This is a genomic window from Streptomyces boninensis, assembly GCF_048572725.1.
Taxonomy (GTDB): Bacteria; Actinomycetota; Actinomycetes; order Streptomycetales; family Streptomycetaceae; genus Streptomyces; species Streptomyces boninensis.
Genome location: NZ_CP183837.1, coordinates 6890832 through 6909285, shown reverse-complemented (window position 1 = coordinate 6909285; position 18454 = coordinate 6890832). Strand labels below are relative to the sequence as shown.

Below are 18454 nucleotides of genomic sequence, written 5' to 3'. Positions count from 1 at the left end.
CTTACAAAGAATAGTCACGCCTATTATAACTGCACCTATTCATGATGCACGCTTGATGCGGATACAGATCAAGATCCACGCGACGGCCCGCCCTCGGTTCGAGGGCGCGCCTTGCTGCTCTTTTCCACACCATGGCCGACGGGCTCCGAGCCGAGGAGGTCGAGCAGGAGCATCGCGTCGTGGTCGGGGGTGCCGGGTTCGGCGACATAGACGCCGAGGCGTTGGCCGGGGGTGCCTTCGAGGTGCATGCTCTGGCCGCTGAGGGTGAGGCTGCCGGCCTGGGGGTGCCGGAAGGCCTTCCGGGTCTTCTTGTGTCCGGCGACTTCGTAGCGGTCCCACAGCTTGGCGAAGTCGGGGCTTTTGAGGACGAGTTCGCCGACGATGCTGGTGAGGTCGGGGGCGTCGGGGTTGGTGCCGGCTTCGGCGCGCAGGCGGGCGACGCAGCCGCGGACCACGGTTTCCCAGCCGGGGAAGAGCTCGCGGGCGGTGGGGTGCAAGAAGAGGTAGCGGGCCAGGTTGCGCTGTTTTACGGGCCAGTCGCCGAGGCCCGCGTACAGGGCCAGGCCGCCGGGGTTCCAGGCCAGTAGGTCCATGCTGCGGCTGATGACGTAGGCCGGGCTCGGGCGCAGCGTCTCCAGCAGCAGCGTCAGGTGCGCCGGTACGGTGCGGCTCGGCGGGGGCGGTGGGTCGGAGGCGTAGCGGGCGGCGCGGACCGCGAGCTCGCGCAGGTGGCCGTGCTCGTCGTCGTCGAGCTTGAGGGCGCGGGCGAGGGAATCGACCACCGAGGGGCTGGGGTGGGTCTCTTTGCCGCGCTCCAGGCGGGTGTAGTAGTCGATGCTGACGCCGGTCAGGGTGGCCAGCTCTTCGCGGCGCAGGCCGGGGGTGCGGCGGATGCCCGGTCCGGGGGTGAGGCCGACGCTTTCGGGGCTGGTCTGGGTGCGGCGGGCACGCAGGAAGCGTCCCAGTTCGTCGCCGTTGGTGGCGCTGGTGGCGCCGCTGCTCCGCTCGGATGCCATAGCGCCAGTGTCGCCCGCCCGCCACCGGGATGGCATCCCGCGAAGGAGGCCCTGTCCCACCCCCGCTGACGGCTCCCCGGCACAGCCCGACCTGCCTAAATGCCGTGCGGCCCGGCATCGTGGAGGTCATCGCCGGTTCGCCCCCTTTCCAGCAGGAGCGCCCCTTCATGTCCACCGGGGATGACCGCGCTTGCCACCGGGCCGGGGCGAGCTTCCTGCTCCGTTCGGCCGCTCGCACGTGAGCCGATGGACGGGGCGAATGGTCAGCAAAGAGAGGATGGAGTCATGAAACACATCAAACTGCGCGATCTGGAAGTCTCGCGGATCGGGCTGGGTGCGATGGGCATGTCCCACGGCTATACCGGGGCGGGCAGCGATGACGCGGAGTCCATCCGTGCCCTGCATCGGGCCCTCGAACTGGGCGTCACGCTGATCGACACCGCCGAGGTCTACGGCCCGTACACCAACGAGGAGCTCGTCGGGCGGGCGCTGAGGGGCCGCCGGGACGAGGTGGTCCTGGCGACGAAGTTCGGCCTCGTCCGCCACGCAGAGTCCTCACACGCCGGGGCGGGCCACATGAGTCCCGACAGCAGCCCGGCCAACATCCGCACGGCCGTCGAAGGTTCCCTCAAGCGGCTCGGCACCGACCACATCGATCTCTACTACCAGCACCGGGTGGACCCGAACACCCCCATCGAGGAGACAGCCGGCGCCGTGGGCGAGCTGGTCGCCGAGGGCAAGGTCAGGGCGTTCGGCCTGTCCGAGGCCGGGCCGGAGACCATCCGCCGCGCGCACGCCGTCCACCCCGTCACCGCGGTCCAGTCGGAGTACTCCCTGTGGACCCGGGGCGTGGAGGAGCGGGTGCTGCCGGTGCTGCGGGAGCTGAACATCGGCCTGGTGCCGTTCTCCCCGCTCGGCCGCGGCTTCCTCACCGGCACCATCCGCTCCGAGGACGACTTCGGCGAGGACGACTTCCGCCGCGGCAACCCCCGCTTCACCGGCGAGAACTTCCAGCGCAACCTGCGCCTCGCCGACGAGGTGCAGGCCGTCGCCGCCGACGCCGGAGTCACCCCCGCGCAAGTCGCCCTGGCCTGGCTGCTCGCGCAGGGCGACGACATCGCGCCCATCCCTGGCACCAAGCGCGTTCACCGGGTCGAGGAGAACACCGCCGCGGACGGCATCCAGCTGACTCGGGAGCAGCTCGACAAGCTCAGCAGTCTCCCCCCGGCTGCCGGAGAGACCCATACGGAGGCCCAGCGGCAGATGCTCGAACGCTGACCGCTACCCCTCTATCCCGTACGACAAGGAAAGCAATCATGCAGAACGTCACGCTGAACAACGGCGTCGAGATGCCGATCCTCGGCTTCGGCGTCTACCAGATCCCGGCCGAGGGCACCGAGCAGGCCGTCGCAGACGCGCTTGCCGCCGGCTACCGGCTGCTCGACACCGCGGCCGCCTACGGCAACGAGGAGGCCGTCGGCCGCGCCATCAAGAGCAGCGGCATCCCGCGCGCGGAGCTGTTCGTCACCACCAAGCTGTGGGTGCAGGACGCACCCGCGGAGGACAACACCGCCCGCGCCTTCGAGACGTCGCTGGCCAAGCTCGGCCTCGACTACCTCGACCTGTACCTGATGCACCAGCCGTACGGCGACGTCTACGGCCAGTGGCGCGCCATGGAGGACCTCAACCGCGAGGGCCGGGCCAAGGCGATCGGCGTCGCCAACTTCTACCCCGACCGGCTGCTCGACCTGATCGTCAACAACGAGGTCACCCCCGCGGTCAACCAGATCGAGACCCACCCCTTCTTCCAGCGCGCCGACTACCAGGACCTGATGCGCGAGCACGGCGTCCAGATCCAGTCCTGGGGCGGCTTCGCCGAGGGCAAGAACGACCTGTTCACCAACCCGCTGCTGAGTGACATCGGCGCCACGCACGGCAAGTCCGTCGCCCAGGTCGTGCTGCGCTGGCTGACCCAGCGCGGCGTCATCGCCATCCCCAAGTCGGTACGCGCCGAGCGGATGGCGGAGAACATCGACGTCTTCGACTTTGAGCTGACCGACGAGCAGATGGCCGCCATTGCCGCCCTGGACACCGGGGAGTCGCTGTTCTTCGACCACCACGACCCGGAGATCGTCGGCTGGCTCGCCAAGCGCCGCGTGGACTCCTGACCGGTCCGAGGCTGCTCATCCGAAGGGCTTCACCATGTCCCACCAGCAGAACATCACCGACGTGCGCATCGTCGGTGCGACCGGAAGCAACGGCCGCCTCGCTGCGCCGGGCCGGCGCACGTTCCTGCGCGGTGTGGCCGCGGGCGGGATAACGGCCGTTTCCGGCCTGCATCTCGCCGGCTGCTCCCCGGCTTCGTCACCGGGCGGGGAGCGGTCGGCGCCGGCCGAAGGGCCGGCCTCGACGGCCACGCCCGGCTCTGCGGGCAGGCGGGTGCTGCTGGCCTACTTCTCCCGTCCCGGCGAGAACTACTACTACGGCCGTCGCACCAACCTCAAGGTCGGCAATACCCAGGTCCTCGCCGGGATGATCAGCGAGCGGATCGAGTGCGACGTGCTCCGTATCAAGGCCGCCGAACCCTACCCCGACTCCTACGACGCGACCGTCACCCGCAATTCCCGGGAGCAGGACGACGACGCGCGACCGGAGATCACCAACCTCCCGTCCTCGATCGACCGTTACGACACGGTGCTGCTGGGCAGCCCCATCTGGAACGTGAGACCACCCATGATCATGTCGACGTTCACCGACGCGTTCGGCTTCCGCGGCAAGACGGTCTTCCCGTTCGTCACGTACGCCGTGAGCGGGCTGGGCTCCACCGAACGCGACTATGCCGACTCCTGCCCGGGCGCGACCATCGGGGAAGGGCTCGCGGTCCGCGGCGAGAAGGTCCGCGATGCCGACGCCGACGCCCGGTCCTGGCTGCGGCGCATCGGGCTGCTGCCGGGCTGAAGCCGGGCTGCTGCCAAGGGGGCCCTGTCACACCCTGGCTGGCTGTTCCCCCGCCGAACCCGGCCTGGTGCGGCACCAGTCCGGGCACGCACGCTGGACGGAATCAGCCAGTAGGCCCCATCTTCCCCCGCATACGAGAGAGTGGGCATGTCTGCCGAATCGCCCGACACCGCCGGGGCCGCCCCGGCCCAGCCCGCGTCCGCGCCGACGCGCCGTACCTTCGTCGCCACGACCACCGCCGTCGGTGGCGGTCTCGCGGCGGGTGGTCTCGCCGCGGGCGCATCGCTGGTCGGCGCCGAGCAGAGCGCCGCCGCCGAGGCGCCGCCCACCAGCCGCGTCACCCTGACCGTCAACGGGCGGCGGCACACCGTCACGGTGGACAACCGGACCTCGCTGCTGGACCTGCTGCGCGAGCAGCTGGAGCTGACCGGCACCAAGAAGGGCTGCGACGCCGGGGCCTGCGGGGCGTGCACCGTCCTCGTCGACGGGCGGCGCGTCAACGCCTGCCTGACGCTCGCCGTGCGCCTGGAAGGCGCGAAGGTCACCACGATCGAGGGCCTCACCGACGGCGATGAACTGCACCCACTGCAGCAGGCATTCATCGACGAGGACGCCTTCCAGTGCGGCTACTGCACCCCGGGTCAGGTCATGTCCGGCGTCGGCTGCCTGCAGGAGGGGCACACCGGATCGGCGGACGAGATCCGGGAGTGGATGAGCGGCAACATCTGCCGCTGCGGCTGCTACCCGAAAATCGTGCGCGCGGTCCAGCAGGCCGCGGGCCGGGAGTGAGGCACGGCCATGCATCCCTTCACCTACACCCGCGCCGCCGACACCCGTGAGGCGCTGAACGCCGCCCGCCGCGGCGGACGCTACATCGCCGGCGGCACCACCTTGGTCGACCTGATGCGCGGGACCGTGGAGCGGCCCGGAGCGCTCGTCGACATCAGCGGCCTGCCGCTGCGCGGCATCACGGCCACCGAGCGCGGCGGGCTGCGCATCGGCGCGCTGGTGACCATGGCCGAGGCCGCCGCCGACCGCAAGGTCCGCAGCACGTTTCCGGTGATCTCCCAGGCCTTGGAGCTGAGCGCGTCGGCCCAGCTGCGCAACATGGCCACCATCGGCGGCAACATCATGCAGCGCACCCGCTGCACGTACTTCCGTGATGTCACCGCGGACTGCAACAAGCGTGAACCGGGATCCGGCTGCGCCGCCCGGGAGGGCTACAACCGCACCCACGCAATCCTGGGCGCATCCGAGGAGTGCGTGGCCACCCACCCGTCCGACGTCGCCGTCGCCTTCGCCGCCCTGGAGGCACACGTCCATCTGCTGGGCCCGGACGGCGAACGCGAGCTGCCCTTCGCCGACTTCCTGCTCCGACCCGGCAGCAACCCGCAGCGCGAACAGGCCCTCAGGAAAGGCGAATTGGTAACCGCCGTCGAGATCCCGGCCCATCCTCGCCCGCTCGCGTCCGGCTACCTGAAGGTCCGCGACCGGCAGTCCTACGAATTCGCCCTCACCTCCGCGGCCGTCGCGCTGCACCTGCGCGGCGGGGTCATCCGTACGGCCAAGGTGGCCGCCGGCGGCGTCGGCACCGTGCCGTGGAAGCTGCCCGCCGTCGAGGAAGCCCTCATCGGCGAACGCCCCTCACCCGAGCTGTGGACCCGCGCCGCCGCATCGGCCGCGGACGGGGCCCGCCCGCTCAGGCACAACCGCTTCAAGGCCGAGCTGCTCAAGCGCACCGTCGAACGGCAGCTGCGCACGGTAGGAGACAACGCATGAGCCCCCAGCCGCAGGCCGCCGTCGGCGCCCCCCTCTCCCGCGTCGACGGGCGCCTGAAGGTGACCGGCCGGGCCAAGTACGCCGCCGATCACCAGCCGGACGGCGTCGTGCACGCCGTCGTGGTCGACAGCAGCATCGCCCGGGGACGCATCACCCGCATCGACGCCCGCGCTGCCGAGGCCCAGCGCGGGGTGCTGAAGGTCATCCACCACGGCAACGCCCCCGAGCTGCCCTACCGCGACAACCCGGGCTCGCTCAACCTTCCAGGCGCGCGGCTGCGGGTCTTCCAGGACGACACCGTCCGCTTCCACGGCCAGCCAGTCGCCGTCGTCGTCGCCACCACCCTGGAAGCGGCCCAGCACGCGGCGAGCCAAGTCACGATCGACTACGACGCCGAACGCCCGGTCACCGACCTGGCCGACGCCCCGGCGGCGGGCGAGCCGGTGACGTACGAACGCGGGGACGCGGAGAAGGCCTTGAAGGCGGCCCCGGTACGCCTGGAGATGACCTATCGGCTCGCCCGCACCCACCACAACGCCATGGAGCTGCACGCCACCGTCGCCCGCTGGGAGGGCAAGCGGCTGACGCTGTGGGACAAGACCCAGTGGGTGCAGAGCCCGCGCGACCAGCTCGCCGCCGACTTCGGCATCGAACCGGAGTCCATCCGCGTCATCTCCCCCTTCGTTGGGGGCGCGTTCGGCAACGCCGCCCGGGCCTGGCCGCACCTGACGATCGCGGCCCTGGCCGCCCGCGAGGTGCGCCGCCCGGTCAAGCTCCAGCTGACCCGCGGCCAGCTCTACTCCGGGGTGGGATTCCGGCCCGGGTACGAGTACAAGGTGCGCCTGGGCAGCGACCGCCGCGGCCGGCTGACCGCGATGACCCACGCCTTGCGCGCGGGGACCTCGCGCTACGAGACCTTCTCCGAGCGCGGCGTCACCGCACCCGGCCAGATGCTCTACACCACGCCCAACGTCGCCCAGACCTACCGCACGGTGCCGCTGGACGTGAACACCCCGACCCCGATGCGCGGCCCGGGCTACTCCACCGCCGCCTTCGCCATCGAGAGCGCGATGGACGAGCTCGCCCACGAACTCGGCATCGACCCGATCGAGCTGCGCCAGCGCAACGAGCCCGAGAACGACCAGGCCACCGGCAGGCCCTTCTCCACCCGCCGGCTGCGCCAGTGCTACACCACCGGCGCCCGCGAATTCGGCTGGAATGGCCGCAATCGCAAGCCGCGCTCGACCCGCGACGGCGACTGGCTGCTCGGCACCGGCATGGCGACCGCCGTCTACGACACCCTGCGCCAGCCCGCCCAGGCCCGGATCCGCCTCGACGCCGACGGCACCGCCGTGGTCGAGTCCGCGACCAGCGACATGGGCCCGGGCACGTACACCTCGATGACCCAGGTCGCCGCCGACGCCCTGGGCCTCGCCGTACGGCAGGTGAGCTTCAGGCTCGGCGACACCGAGCTGCCCCGGGCACCGGTCCACGGCGGCTCGCTGACGATGGCCAGCGTCGGCTCCACCGTCCAGGACGGCTGCGACAAGCTGCGCCGACAGGCGATCGAGCTCGCCGTCGAGGACCCGGACTCGCCGCTGCACGGCGCCGACGCCGATGACGTCGTCGTACGGGGCGGGCGGCTGTTCGTACGCGACAAGCCCGCACGCGGCGAGACCTACCGGCAGCTGCTCACCCGCAACAACCGCAGCCACCTCGAGGCCACGGGCTCCTACACCCCGGCGGAGAGCCGATCCTCGATGTACGCCTACGGCGCGGTCTTCGCCGAGGTCGCCGTCGACGCCCGTCTCGGCCTGGTCCGGGTACGGCGGATGCTCGGCGTCTTCGACGCGGGCCGCATCATCAGCCCCAAGCTCGCCGACAGCCAGGCCATCGGCGCCATGACCGGCGGCATCGGCGCCGCCCTGCTGGAACACACCGTCACCGACCACCGCGACGGCCGCATCGTCAACGCCAACCTCGCCGACTACCTGGTCCCGGTCAACGCCGACGTCCCCGACCTCAAGGCCATCTACGTCGACGGCCGGGACGACGAGGCCGACCCCCTCGGGGCGAAGGGACTCGGCGAGGTCGTCCTCGTCGGCGTAGCCCCCGCCATCGCCAACGCCGTCTTCCACGCCACCGGCCGCCGCGTGCGCGACCTGCCCATCACCGCCGAATCCCTCCTCTGAACCACCCCGGCACCCGCGCCACCGTCACCCGGGTCAGCGGCAGCGTGCCGGAATCCGGCAAACTGACCGCATGGAGCGCGCAGAGAAGAACACAAATGTTCGCACCGCGGACACTCTCAGTGATCTCGGGGCGTATCTAAGAGCCCGCCGCGCGCAGGTCAGCCCAGCACAGGCCGGGCTGACTCCGGCCCCCGGCACCCGCCGCACCCCGGGCCTGCGCCGGGAGGAACTGGCGACCCTGGCCGGCATCAGCATCGACTACTACGTACGCCTGGAACGCGGCAAAGAGGTCCGCCCCAGCCCCGCAGTCGTCGACGCCCGCGCCCGCGCCCTGCGCCTCGCCCCCTCCGAACACCGGCATCTGCGCGAGCTGGTCGCCCACGCCTCCTACGCGCCCGAGCCGCCGCCCGCACCCAGCCGTGCCGTGAGCCCGCATCTGACAGTGCTGCTGGAGTCCGTACGCCCGAGCCCGGCCTGGATCGTCGGCCGCACCCTGGACCTGCTGGCCGGCAACCCCGGCGTACTCCGGCTCTTCGCCGGCATGGACGACTTGCCGCCGCTCCTGCGGAACTTTGGCCGCTACGTCTTCCTCCACCCGCTCTCCCGCACAGTGCTCGACGACTGGGACGAGCAGGCCCGTGCCTGTGTCGCCAGGCTGCGGGCGCTGGCCGGCACCGAGCCGAACGCCCCCGACCTGACCGAGCTCGTCGACGAACTCCTGGTGAAGAGCCGTGACTTCGCCGACCTGTGGGACCGCTTCGACGTCAAGCCGCACGCGGCGGGCCCCAAGACCTTCCACCACCCCGAGGTCGGGGACGTGCACCTCGGCTTCGAGACCATGTCGCTGGAGCACAGCCCGAAGCAGCGCTTCGTCGTGCTCTTCGCCGAGCCGGGCAGCCCCGACCACAGCAAACTGGTACAGCTCGACACGCATGGCAGCGAGACTCAGCCGAAGGAAGGGCTGATCGACGGGCAGGCCTGAGCCGCGATCGCCACACGGATCCCGCCGACCAAGTGGACCTGATCCGCGTACGTCATGACTCCGCCCCCGCCCCGCGCCGCACCCGCCGCTCCAGCCACACCGTCCCCGAAATCCGCAGCTCCCGCCGCGCCCCACCCCGTGTGGTTCTGCGTGGAACCCCCTCGGGGGTACTCGATCAAGAATCCTGTAAAGGCCCATCCCGCCCCGGGGTGGGCCTTCGCGGTGTCCCCAGCATGTCCGGCCAGCGGGTGTCGACTGTGAGCGGCTGGCGGGGCCGCAGCATGCGCTTGCTGCCCCGGACCAGCACAGGGGCGGGCGCGGAGTGAGGGTCGGCGCCGTCGACATCGAGCACGTGATACTTGCCGTCATCGCCCTTGGTGACGCGGTCGTCTCACCCATCCCTCCCTGGCACCTGGGGCAGGACCATGGACTCGCCGCCATAAGTGGTTGGACAAACCACGTGTGAGGTCAGAAGTGGGTTCCGCCGTCGACGCGGATCTCGGTGCCGGTGATGAAGGCGCCGTCGGACGAGCCGAGCATGGCGACGACGCCGGCTACGGTCTCCGGCCCCGCGAAGCCCTTCCCGATGGCCGGCTTTGCCCGCTCGCGCCGGAGACGTCGGTCGTGCCGGTGGATCCGCTCGAAACGCGCCTGCTCGCCGCCGTCCCCCGCCGACCTCGCCACCCGCTGCCTCGACAAGCTCGCGGGTGGCCTGCGGCTGTGGACCACCCCGCCCTCATGACCCGACGCGCGGATCATCAGGTCGCCGACGGCGCAGGCGGTCGCCAGCGTGGTCGACCTGCTCTTACGGCGCGGCTCGCGGACAATGGATCTATGGCGATGTACGGGCCGCTCGGGCGCCCCGACCCAGAACACCAGCGTCTTCTCCGCGTGACCGCCGCCGGTCTGGAGGAAGAGTTCGACGGCGTCTTCGGCCGGGAGACCATCGAGCGGTTTGTGCACGAGACGTACGGCGAGATCGCCGCTCACCACCGGGACGCCGGCACCTGGCCGTTGCTGACCGAGCGCTTCGCCCGGCAGCGACTGCAGGCGCTGGCCCGGGTCGAGGGGCGCGCCGACGACGGCAAGCCCATCGTGCTGTTCTTGTGCGTCCACAACACCGGGCGCAGCCAGATGGCCATGGGCTTCTTCGGGCAGCTGGCCGGGAGCAAGGCGGTGGCCTGGTCGGCCGGCTCCGATCCCGGGGACGAGGTCAATCCGGCAGCGGCGGCCGCGATGGAAGAACACGGGATCGATATCACGCGGGAGTACCCCAAGCCGTGGACCGACGAGATCGTCCGGGCCGCGGATGTGGTCGTCACCATGGGCTGCGGAGACACCTGTCCGGTCTTGCCGGGCAAGCGCTATGTGGACTGGCCGCTGGACGACCCCGCAGGGCAGGGCGTAGCGGAGGTCCGGCCCATCCGCGACGAGATCGAGCGCCGCGTGCGTGCGCTCCTCGACGATCTCGATATTCGTTGAGCACCGCCGCGGCGGTCAATGAACCGAGCCTTCCCAGCCGTCGCCGCAAGGACCGCCGCCGATGGCTTCCCCGATGCTGACGTCGTCACCGGTCGACACGTCCACGAGCGGCAGGTACCACTTGGACACCTCCACGCTGCCAGTCGGCACGTAGTGGAAGATCAGCGAGCGGCGGAACCGGTCTGCCGAGGTGTTCGGCAGCGAGCCGTGCACCATGCTGCCGTGGAAGAACAGCGCGTCGCCGGCGTTCATCCGCGTCTGCCGTGCCTCCATGCCGGCAGGCGGCCGGACCAGTCCTCTGGTGAACGACTGTGCGGCGTCGGCCTCCTCCGGGCAGACCACCTCCATGGTGTGTGAACCCGGGACGACGGCGAGCGCACCGTTGGTCTCGTCGCAGTCGTCGACCGCGATCCAGGCGGCCACGCAGGTTTCCGGGTGCGCCCGCAAGAAGTAGTTGTCCTGATGCATCGCCTGACCGCGGGCCGTGGGCGGCTTGAAGTAGAACATGGACTGGGCGCCGTGCACAGGGCCGACCAGCTCGCTCACGACGTTCACCATCCGCGGATCGGTGAGATAGCGCCGGGCCAGCCGCCCGATCACAAGGTCGTTCCGGCGATGCGGCTGCATGAACCGCGGATACCGCGCCAACACGTCGTGCGGCGCCACCTCGTCCGTCGCCGCCAGGGATTCACGGTCGCGAGCGACCTGCTCCATGAAGCTTTCGCGGATGGTGTCGATCTCCGATGCCGGGATCAGCGAGTCGACCTGGATCACACCGTCGCGTTCAAAGCGGGCCCGGCGGGCGGAGGGCGCGTCTGTGAGTGTCGTCATGCCGTCCAGGGTGAGGGGCAATCGCCGGTCGGCGGCATGGACGGGGCAGCCACGTATATGGATAATCCTGCCGTGCCGCCCCCATCATCCGGCCGCGACGACGGGGCACTCGACGTCGGCCGAATCCTGCCCGGCGGTTTCGCTATGGGCGGTGACTACGACATGGTGCGTCCTCGCGGCACCGTCGAGTGGGTGCTCATCTTCACCGTCGACGGCTCCGGTTGCGCCTGGGGCCGCGGTGGCACCGCGGTTCGGATTCCGCCCCGGTCGATTGTCGCGTTCACACCTCACACCCCGCAGCACTACGGGACGGATCCCGCCGTCGGGAGCTGGGACCTCCTCTGGGCGCACGTCAGGCCCGGGCCGCACTGGCCGGCCTTGCTGGACTGGCCTGCTGCCGCTCCCGGAATCCTGCGGCTCGACCTCGACCCCTTCATAGCCGACCGAGTCGAGGCGGCGCTGCGGTCCGCCGTCGCCCACCATCGCGCAGGACTGACACTGGCACCGGCCTTCGCGATGAACGCGGTCGAGCAGGCCCTGCTGTGGTGCAGCACCCAGAACCCGCGCCACGACGACCTGGACCCGGCCGTCCTCGCCGTGATCGAGTACGTCAGCGCACGACTCGACCAGGCCCACACGGTCGCATCGCTCGCCGCCGTGGCCGGCTTGTCTCCGTCCCGCCTGGCCCACGTGTTCACGGCACGCACCGGCATGTCGCTCATGGCGCAAGTACAGCGGATGCGGATGGACGCGGCGAAGGAGCTGCTCGAGCTCACCAACCTCGGCGTGGCCCAGGTGGCGGCCCGGGTCGGGTTCACCGACCCGCTCTATTTCTCGCGACGCTTCCGGATCGCGACAGGGCTGGCCCCCTCGGACTACCGTGCCCAGCACCCTTCGACGCGCCGGAACTGACAGAACGACGCGACCCGTCACCGCCCCACCCAGCGCCTCGCCCGCGCCGCCCGCCTGATGCACCGCGCCGTACACACCCCGCACCGGATCACGCCGCTGCGCAACGCCGCCATGAGGGCGTTCCTGGCCGTCGGCCGACCACCAGCCTGACACCGTCGGCCCGCAAGGAAGCGTGGTCACTCCGACCGTGGTGCTCCCGGCGGGGCGTCCGGGGGTGTCCCGCCGCCGTTGCGCTCGACCGTGGCGACGAGGGGCCCGCGTTGTCCCCGCCGATGGCGATCGCCCGCTCCCCCGACGCGGACGCAGTGCCCGCCGCCGCCGGTGGACACGGGCGCGTAGTTGCTGCCTGCGATGGCGGCCGCGCGTAGCCATGACCCCACAGCACCGCCAGCGAACCCACAACCGCGCCCAGCCCGGGAGCCAACGGCCAGCGGATCGCGGCGTCCTGGAGCATCGACGGCAGCACCACCGCCCCACCCAGCCATGCCGGCACCGCGAACGCGGCCTACGTCACCAGCCCGGCCACCGCCCGCCTGACGTTACGTGTCATGCCCGCCCCGCTCGCACCCACCGTCCGCGTCCACACCTGCGATGCCGGCAACTCCCCAGCCTGGGCCCGCTCTTGCTGCGCCAGTCCGGGCCAGGCCACCTCAACCGCCCAGGGCGTGGCGCAGAGCGGTCAGCGAGGCGCCGCTGGTAGCGCTGGGCAGGTACTCGAGGCCGAGTCGGCCGCGGTAGCCGAGGCGGTGCAGGGCGGCGATTTCGGTGGCCCAGTCGATGTTCCCGGTGCCGGGCTCGTGGCGGCCCGGCGCGTCGGCGATCTGGACGTGGGCGACCAAGTCCATCGCGCCGGACAGCACCTCGGCCGGGCGCTCGCCCATGACAACCGAGTGGTAGAGGTCGTACAGCAGCGCTGCGCCCTGGTGGCCGACCTCGCGCACGATGTCCAGGCCGTGGGCCGTGGCGTGCAGGAAGTGGCCGGCATGGTCGACGCGGGTGTTGAGCGGCTCCAGGATCAGCTGCACGCCGTGGTCCGCGGCGATCGGGGCGGCGGCCTTCAACCCGGCGACCACCGCGTCGTGCTGGCGCTCGCGCTCGACTCCGGGCAGCTCGGCTCCGGCGGTGATCACCAGGTACGGGGCGGCGAGCCGGTTCGCGGTCCGGCAGGCGGCGGGCAGCCTGCGCAGGAAGCCGTTGTGGGTGGCCTCGTCGACGAGCCGGACGCCGGTGTCCGCGACGAACGAGGTGACTTCGGTGCCGGTCTCGGCGCAAGCCGCGGCTATCGCGCCCAGGTCCTTGCCGGGCCAGGGCCAGAACTCCACCGCGGCGATGCCCTCGGCGGCGGCCACCCGGATGCGGTCGGCGAAGGGGCGGTCGTTCTCGGCGAAGAGCCACTCGATCCCGGCGGAGAGCTCGTAGGCGCAGGACATGGGCAGGATGATCCTTCCGGAGAGTGGATCGGCGTGGTCCACCAGTCGGCCCGTGGAGATCTTCAGTGTTCCGCAAAGGCCCGCCGCCTCATAAGGTGGCCTCCTTGCATCGACCGTCGAGTCGTGGGCGTCAGGAGGGGATCGGCGGTGCTGCGTGAAGCTGTGCGGGCAGATGTGCCGGAGATAGGCGCGCTGATGCGGCAATCGGTGCTCGACTCGTTTCCCCGCTTCCATGATGAGCGGGAGACAGCCGCCGCTGCCCGGTATTTGACCGAGCCCGATCTGGTGCTCATCGACGACGGCACCTACTTCGTCCACGAGGACGAAGGACAGGTCGTCGCCTGCGGCGGCTGGAGCAAGCGGGACAAGCTCTACACCGGTTCCGGCGCCGCACACGCCGACGACCGCCTGCTGGACCCGGCGACGGAGCCCGCACGGGTGCGCGCCATGTTCGTACGCGGCGATCGCATGCGCCGCGGCCTGGGGCGCGCGATCCTCGCCAGGTGCGAGCAGGCGGCCCGGGCCGAAGGCTTCCGGACCCTGGTGCTGATGGCCACTCTGCCGGGCGTGCCGCTCTACCGCTCCTACGGCTTCCGCGAGATCAGCCGCACCCACCTGCCGCTGCCCAACGGCGTTGTCCTCGACGGCATGTCGATGGAATACCCGCTGTCCGCGTGAGAAGTGCGCGCGGCAGCGGGTCGTTACCGGCAGCCCCAGGTACCGAAGGGCACGTAACACCCTGGACGAGTGGGTGGCTGACCGGCTGCTGCGACCAAGGTCAACTTCATACGGTTGTCTACATGATGAAGAAGACAGCAGTCGCAGCCATCGCCCTCGCCCTTACCGCCGGTGCCACCACGGCCACAGCAGCGGCCACCACACAGCCGGACCCCACCGTCGTACGCACCGACAAGGGCTTGGTCCGCGGCAGCGCCACCGAATCCGTCCGCACCTTCGAGGGCATCCCGTACGCCGCCCCGCCGACCGGCGACCGCCGCTGGTCCCCACCCGTCCCGGCGAAGTCCTGGTCCGGCGCCCGCGATGCCACCAAGCCCGGGTCCGCCTGCCCGCAAACCGGCCTCACCCCGCCCGCCGGACGGAAGTCCAGCAACGAGGACTGCCTGTCGGTCAACGTCACCACCCCACGCACCGCCGCCGCCAAGCCCCGCCCCGTAATGGTCTACCTGCACGGCGGCGACCACACCGACGGCGCCGGCGCCATGCAGGGCGCCCGCCGCCTCGCCGCCCGGGGCGACGTGATCGTCGTAACCCTGAACTACCGGCTCGCCGCACTGGGCTATCTCGCCCACCCGGCCCTGGAGCGCAACGGGACCGAGTCCGGCAACTACGGCTTCCTCGACCAGCAGGCCGCCCTGCGCTGGGTGCAGCGCAACGCCGCCGCCTTCGGCGGCGACCCGGACAACGTCACCCTCTTCGGCGAGTCCGCCGGCGGCTACAGCACCTGCGCGCACATGGTCGCCCCGTCCTCGGCCGGCCTCTTCGACCGGGTCATCCAGCAAAGCGCCCCCTGCACCGCGGACATGGGCAGCCGCACCCGCGCCGACGCCCTCGCGGACGGGGAGCGGGCGACCGGCGCGATCGAGAAGGAACACGACCTGGACGACTTCCGCGACGCCACCCCCGACCAGCTGATCAACCCCTTCGGCACTGGCCCGAAATACACGCCGGTCTACGGCGGCGAGCTGCTGCCCCGCACGCCGCAAGAGGCGCTCGCGGAAGGTGACTTCGCAAAGGTGCCGGTGCTGCGGGGCATCAACCGCGACGAGGAGCGGGTCATGGTCTACGGATATGAGCTGGCGAAGAAGGCGGAGACGGGCGACCCCGACGCGCAGCTGGACGAGGCCGACGTCCGCGAGCACCTGGAGCAGCAATTCGGCGAGCAGAAGGCCGCCCGGATCGCCGCCCGTTACCCCGTCAGCGCCTACGACTCACCCGCCCTGGCCCTGGCCGCAGCGCTGACCGACGGCAAGTGGGCCCGCCCCTCGGTGGACACCGGAAAGGCTCTGTCGGCCCACACGCGCACCTACAGCTACGAGTTCGCCGACCGGCCGACACCCTGGTATTCCGACCCCGGCTTCCCCAAGCCCGGCTTCGACATCGGTACGGCGCACACCTTCGACCTCCCGTACCTCTTCGAGCTGGAGGACTTCGAGGCGCTCACTCCGGCCCAGCGCCAGCTGTCGAACCAGATGATCGACATCTGGACCGGCTTCGCCCGCACCGGCAAGGCGCCCTGGAAGCCCACCACCCCCGCCGAGCCGAATGTCCAGGCCCTTGCCTCCGACCCCGGCGGCATCCGCCCGGTCGACTTCGCCAAGCGCCACAACTACGGCTTCTGGAAGTCCCTCTGACCCTGCTTCCTCTGCCCCGCCCGTTCACCGCTTGCGCTCGGCGAGGTCTTCATCCGCTAGTGGGCAAGTCGATTCTCAGAGCCGCGATCGCGGCGCGGGCCTGCTCCGGTTCGGCGCCTTCGGCGATCGCGGACAAGGCCGCGCGCCAGGCTGCCGCGAGGACCGTGCCGAGAAGGGGGGTTGGCGGGACAGCCGTCTGGGTGAGCAGCTCGGCCAGGCGGTCGTGGTCGGTGCCTGCGGGCGGGTCTCCCAGGAGGCGGAGGAAGTCCTCCCGGACGGCGAAGTCCAGACCGACGAGCAAGGCCGACGTGATGGACACGGACCGGTCCGACTCAGGCCCCCTGGCCGCCAGCGCGCCTTCCATGCGGTCCAGGAGGCGCCGTTCCACGTCTTCCCGTACGAAGGCATACAGCCCGAGCTTGCTGCCGAAGTGGTGGTAGAGCGCGCCCGTGGTGACCTTCGCCGCCGCGGCCAGTTCGGCGACGGTGACTTCGTCGAAGGGGCGGGCCCCGAACTCCCTGACCGCGGCGAGCGCGAGCCTGCCCTTCGGGGAGGCCGACACGGGGATCCACTCACGCATCCGGCCATAATGCTCTCACCCGGAGCATAATGCGATTACGCTGAGGGGAATCCGGTTCCGCTACGTCACGGAAGGACCTGCCGTGAAGCTCGAGTTCCTGTTCGTCCCGACCTCCGACCTGGCGGCCTCGCTGGCCCTCTACCGCGACAGCCTCGGCTTCACCGAGATGTGGCGCGAGGGCGACGCGACCGTTGTCCTGGCCCTGCCGGGCAGCGATGTGCAGGTCATGCTCGACGCCAACGACCCCAAGGCCGCGGTCGGGCCGCTGTTCGTCGTCGACAGCGTCGCGACCTTCCATGCCGCGCGCTCCGAGACCCTGACCGTGGTCGAAGCCCCGTCGGAGATTCCCGGCGGCTTCCTGGCCACCTATCAGGACCCGGGCGGCGCGACGATCTACGTCATGGACCAATCGACAGATCAGAACGCGTCGTAGGAGCCGAACTCGAGGCGCGAGTCGGCGCCCGCTCACCGCTTGCGGGCGACGCCCTTTCGAATTGGCCCGCATGCCCGCCTCGGCCGCGGTGCGGTCGGCGGCGTAGTTGTTCTTGCCGCCGAGCAAGTAGTCGTACACGCGGGCCGGATGCGGGCGGTCGGTGCGCAGGTCACGGACGTACTGCGGCTCACCGGTCGAGGCCTCTTCACCGTCGGGAATCCGCCAGCCCCAGCCATCCGGTTGACGCACGGTAACCCCCGGCTGGTACGGCGTGGGCTACGTGGGCTCCCCCGCCCCACCCGCTCGACGATCCGGCGCTCGATTCGGTTACAGCTGCGCGATTGTCCCGATTCGTCGGCCTGGCGAGCGCATAGTCTGCCATCGGAGCGGCAGCAGCGGCGAGGAGACGGAGGGCGGCGTGGTCGTACGCGGACGGGCCAAGTGGCAGCTGCTGCCGATGCTGCCGTACGGCGCGATGATAGCCGTCGCCGTCGCCGATGTGGTCGCCGGATCGGCGGTGGGGCTGATGCCGCTGGTTGCGGTCGGGCCGGCCTTCGCCAGCCTGACCGGCGGCTGGCGGCGGACTGCCGCGGCCGGGGCGTGCGCGCTGCTGCTGAGCGTGGGACTCGGGGTCTACAGCGGGCTGTTCGCCGAGCGGCGCGGGTACGCGACGATGGCCAGCGTCGTCGGGGTCACCACGGCCGGCATCGCGGCGGCCGTGAACCGGCAGCGCCGGGAGGCGGAGTTCACGTCGGTCCGCGCCATCGCCGAGGCCGCGCAGCGCGTCCTGCTGCGCCCGGTGCCGCGTAACGCCGGCGGCGTCCGCGTCGCCGTGTCCTACACCTCCGCGGTCGCCGACGCCCGCATCGGCGGCGACCTGTACGAGGTGGTGGCCTCGCCGTACGGGGTGCGGGCGATCGTCGGCGACGTGCAGGGCAAGGGCCTGGACGCGGTGGAGACGGCCGCGAACGTCCTGGGGGCGTTCCGCGAGGCCGCCTATGACGAACCCACGCTCGTCGACCTGGGGGCGCGGCTCGAGCGGGCCCTGGGGCGCTCGTTGCCCGACGAGCGGTTCGTCACCGCCATCCTCGTCGAGGCCGGCTCCCGCGACCGCCTGACCCTGCTCTGCTACGGCCACCCCGCGCCCATGCTCGTACGAGCAGACGGCGCCGCCCGCTTCGTCGTCCCCCCGCAGCGCGCCCTCCCGCTCGGCCTGGAGGAGCACGGCCACACCGCGCCCGCGCCGTACGAACACCGCTTCCAGCCCGGCGACCAACTGCTGCTCTACACCGACGGCGTGAGCGAAGCCCGCGACGCGAGCGGCCGCTTCTACCCCCTGGACGAGCGCGTGAGCCTCCTCAAGGACCCCGACCCCGACACCGCACTACAGGCGCTGCGCGAGGACATCCTGGCCCACACCAACGCACCGCTGAACGACGACGCCGCGATGCTGTTGCTCCGCTACCGGGACCGGTGACCGCGAGGGG

At 71.1% G+C, this 18454-nt stretch carries 17 protein-coding genes and 2 pseudogenes; 13 read left to right on the top strand and 6 right to left on the bottom strand.

Annotated elements, in window-relative coordinates:
• Positions 1-68: 68 nt before the first annotated feature.
• Positions 69-1016 (bottom strand): helix-turn-helix transcriptional regulator, encoded by a 948-nt coding sequence (locus tag ACNNMR_RS31660; protein WP_419998113.1) that lies wholly within the window; start codon positions 1014-1016, stop codon positions 69-71.
• 285 nt (positions 1017-1301) lie between these two features.
• On the opposite strand from ACNNMR_RS31660, the gene ACNNMR_RS31655 reads away from it, so the two are divergent.
• The 7 genes from ACNNMR_RS31655 to ACNNMR_RS31625 all read left to right on the top strand — a co-directional run bounded on the left by ACNNMR_RS31655 (position 1302) and on the right by ACNNMR_RS31625 (position 8927).
• The gene (locus ACNNMR_RS31655) at positions 1302-2294 is read left to right on the top strand and encodes an aldo/keto reductase (RefSeq protein ID WP_419998112.1); all 993 of its coding nucleotides are present in this window, start codon (positions 1302-1304) and stop codon (positions 2292-2294) included.
• Positions 2295-2332: 38 nt separating this feature from the next.
• Complete coding sequence (locus ACNNMR_RS31650; RefSeq protein ID WP_419998111.1) at positions 2333-3184, top strand: aldo/keto reductase; 852 nt, start codon at positions 2333-2335, stop codon at positions 3182-3184.
• 34 nt (positions 3185-3218) lie between these two features.
• Positions 3219-3974, top strand: a complete 756-nt coding sequence (locus tag ACNNMR_RS31645; RefSeq protein WP_419998110.1) for a flavodoxin — start codon at positions 3219-3221, stop codon at positions 3972-3974.
• A gap of 147 nt (positions 3975-4121) precedes the next feature.
• Positions 4122-4763 (top strand): (2Fe-2S)-binding protein, encoded by a 642-nt coding sequence (locus ACNNMR_RS31640; protein ID WP_419998109.1) that lies wholly within the window; start codon positions 4122-4124, stop codon positions 4761-4763.
• Between the two features lie 9 nt (positions 4764-4772).
• Positions 4773-5753, top strand: coding sequence for an FAD binding domain-containing protein (locus ACNNMR_RS31635; protein WP_419998108.1), 981 nt, complete (start codon positions 4773-4775; stop codon positions 5751-5753).
• Positions 5750-7945: a xanthine dehydrogenase family protein molybdopterin-binding subunit gene (locus ACNNMR_RS31630; RefSeq protein WP_419998107.1), complete on the top strand. Its 2196-nt coding sequence runs from the start codon at positions 5750-5752 to the stop codon at positions 7943-7945. Before ACNNMR_RS31635 ends, ACNNMR_RS31630 begins: the two co-directional genes overlap by 4 nt.
• A 70-nt stretch (positions 7946-8015) precedes the next feature.
• Positions 8016-8927, top strand: a complete 912-nt coding sequence (locus tag ACNNMR_RS31625; protein WP_419998106.1) for a helix-turn-helix transcriptional regulator — start codon at positions 8016-8018, stop codon at positions 8925-8927.
• A 468-nt stretch (positions 8928-9395) separates the two neighbouring features.
• Here the strand turns inward: ACNNMR_RS31625 and ACNNMR_RS31620 are convergent.
• A pseudogene (locus ACNNMR_RS31620) lies at positions 9396-9521 on the bottom strand (short-chain dehydrogenase); the annotation flags it as partial.
• A gap of 240 nt (positions 9522-9761) precedes the next feature.
• Here ACNNMR_RS31620 and ACNNMR_RS31615 point away from each other — a divergent pair.
• Positions 9762-10409 carry an arsenate reductase ArsC gene (locus tag ACNNMR_RS31615; RefSeq protein WP_419998105.1) on the top strand — a complete coding sequence of 216 codons (648 nt, stop codon included), beginning with the start codon at positions 9762-9764 and terminating at the stop codon, positions 10407-10409.
• 15 nt (positions 10410-10424) lie between these two features.
• Here ACNNMR_RS31615 and ACNNMR_RS31610 read toward each other — a convergent pair whose 3' ends face one another.
• A complete protein-coding gene (locus tag ACNNMR_RS31610) occupies positions 10425-11240 on the bottom strand; it encodes a phytanoyl-CoA dioxygenase family protein (RefSeq protein ID WP_420000547.1) in 816 nt (271 codons plus the stop codon).
• A gap of 72 nt (positions 11241-11312) precedes the next feature.
• Here ACNNMR_RS31610 and ACNNMR_RS31605 point away from each other — a divergent pair, with 72 nt between their 5' ends.
• Positions 11313-12152, top strand: coding sequence for a helix-turn-helix domain-containing protein (locus tag ACNNMR_RS31605; RefSeq protein WP_419998104.1), 840 nt, complete (start codon positions 11313-11315; stop codon positions 12150-12152).
• Positions 12153-12802: 650 nt separating this feature from the next.
• Here ACNNMR_RS31605 and ACNNMR_RS31600 read toward each other — a convergent pair.
• Positions 12803-13582 carry a TIM barrel protein gene (locus tag ACNNMR_RS31600; protein ID WP_419998103.1) on the bottom strand — a complete coding sequence of 260 codons (780 nt, stop codon included), beginning with the start codon at positions 13580-13582 and terminating at the stop codon, positions 12803-12805.
• Between the two features lie 147 nt (positions 13583-13729).
• Between ACNNMR_RS31600 and ACNNMR_RS31595 the strand changes: the two genes are divergently transcribed.
• Both ACNNMR_RS31595 and ACNNMR_RS31590 read left to right on the top strand, forming a co-directional pair.
• Entirely contained in the window at positions 13730-14260 is a 531-nt protein-coding gene (locus ACNNMR_RS31595) for a GNAT family N-acetyltransferase (RefSeq protein ID WP_419998102.1), read from the top strand.
• A gap of 122 nt (positions 14261-14382) precedes the next feature.
• Positions 14383-15954, top strand: coding sequence for a carboxylesterase/lipase family protein (locus ACNNMR_RS31590; RefSeq protein WP_419998101.1), 1572 nt, complete (start codon positions 14383-14385; stop codon positions 15952-15954).
• A 49-nt stretch (positions 15955-16003) separates the two neighbouring features.
• Here ACNNMR_RS31590 and ACNNMR_RS31585 read toward each other — a convergent pair whose 3' ends face one another.
• On the bottom strand, positions 16004-16534 hold the full coding sequence (locus tag ACNNMR_RS31585) for a TetR/AcrR family transcriptional regulator (RefSeq protein WP_419998100.1): 531 nt from the start codon (positions 16532-16534) through the stop codon (positions 16004-16006).
• 82 nt (positions 16535-16616) lie between these two features.
• On the opposite strand from ACNNMR_RS31585, the gene ACNNMR_RS31580 reads away from it, so the two are divergent.
• Positions 16617-16967, top strand: a complete 351-nt coding sequence (locus ACNNMR_RS31580; RefSeq protein ID WP_419998099.1) for a VOC family protein — start codon at positions 16617-16619, stop codon at positions 16965-16967.
• A gap of 33 nt (positions 16968-17000) precedes the next feature.
• On the opposite strand, the pseudogene ACNNMR_RS31575 reads toward ACNNMR_RS31580, so the two are convergent.
• Positions 17001-17216, bottom strand: a pseudogene (locus ACNNMR_RS31575) (SAM-dependent methyltransferase); the annotation flags it as partial.
• A gap of 208 nt (positions 17217-17424) precedes the next feature.
• Here ACNNMR_RS31575 and ACNNMR_RS31570 point away from each other — a divergent pair.
• On the top strand, positions 17425-18444 hold the full coding sequence (locus ACNNMR_RS31570; RefSeq protein WP_420000546.1) for a PP2C family protein-serine/threonine phosphatase: 1020 nt from the start codon (positions 17425-17427) through the stop codon (positions 18442-18444).
• The last annotated feature ends 10 nt before the right edge of the window (positions 18445-18454 follow it).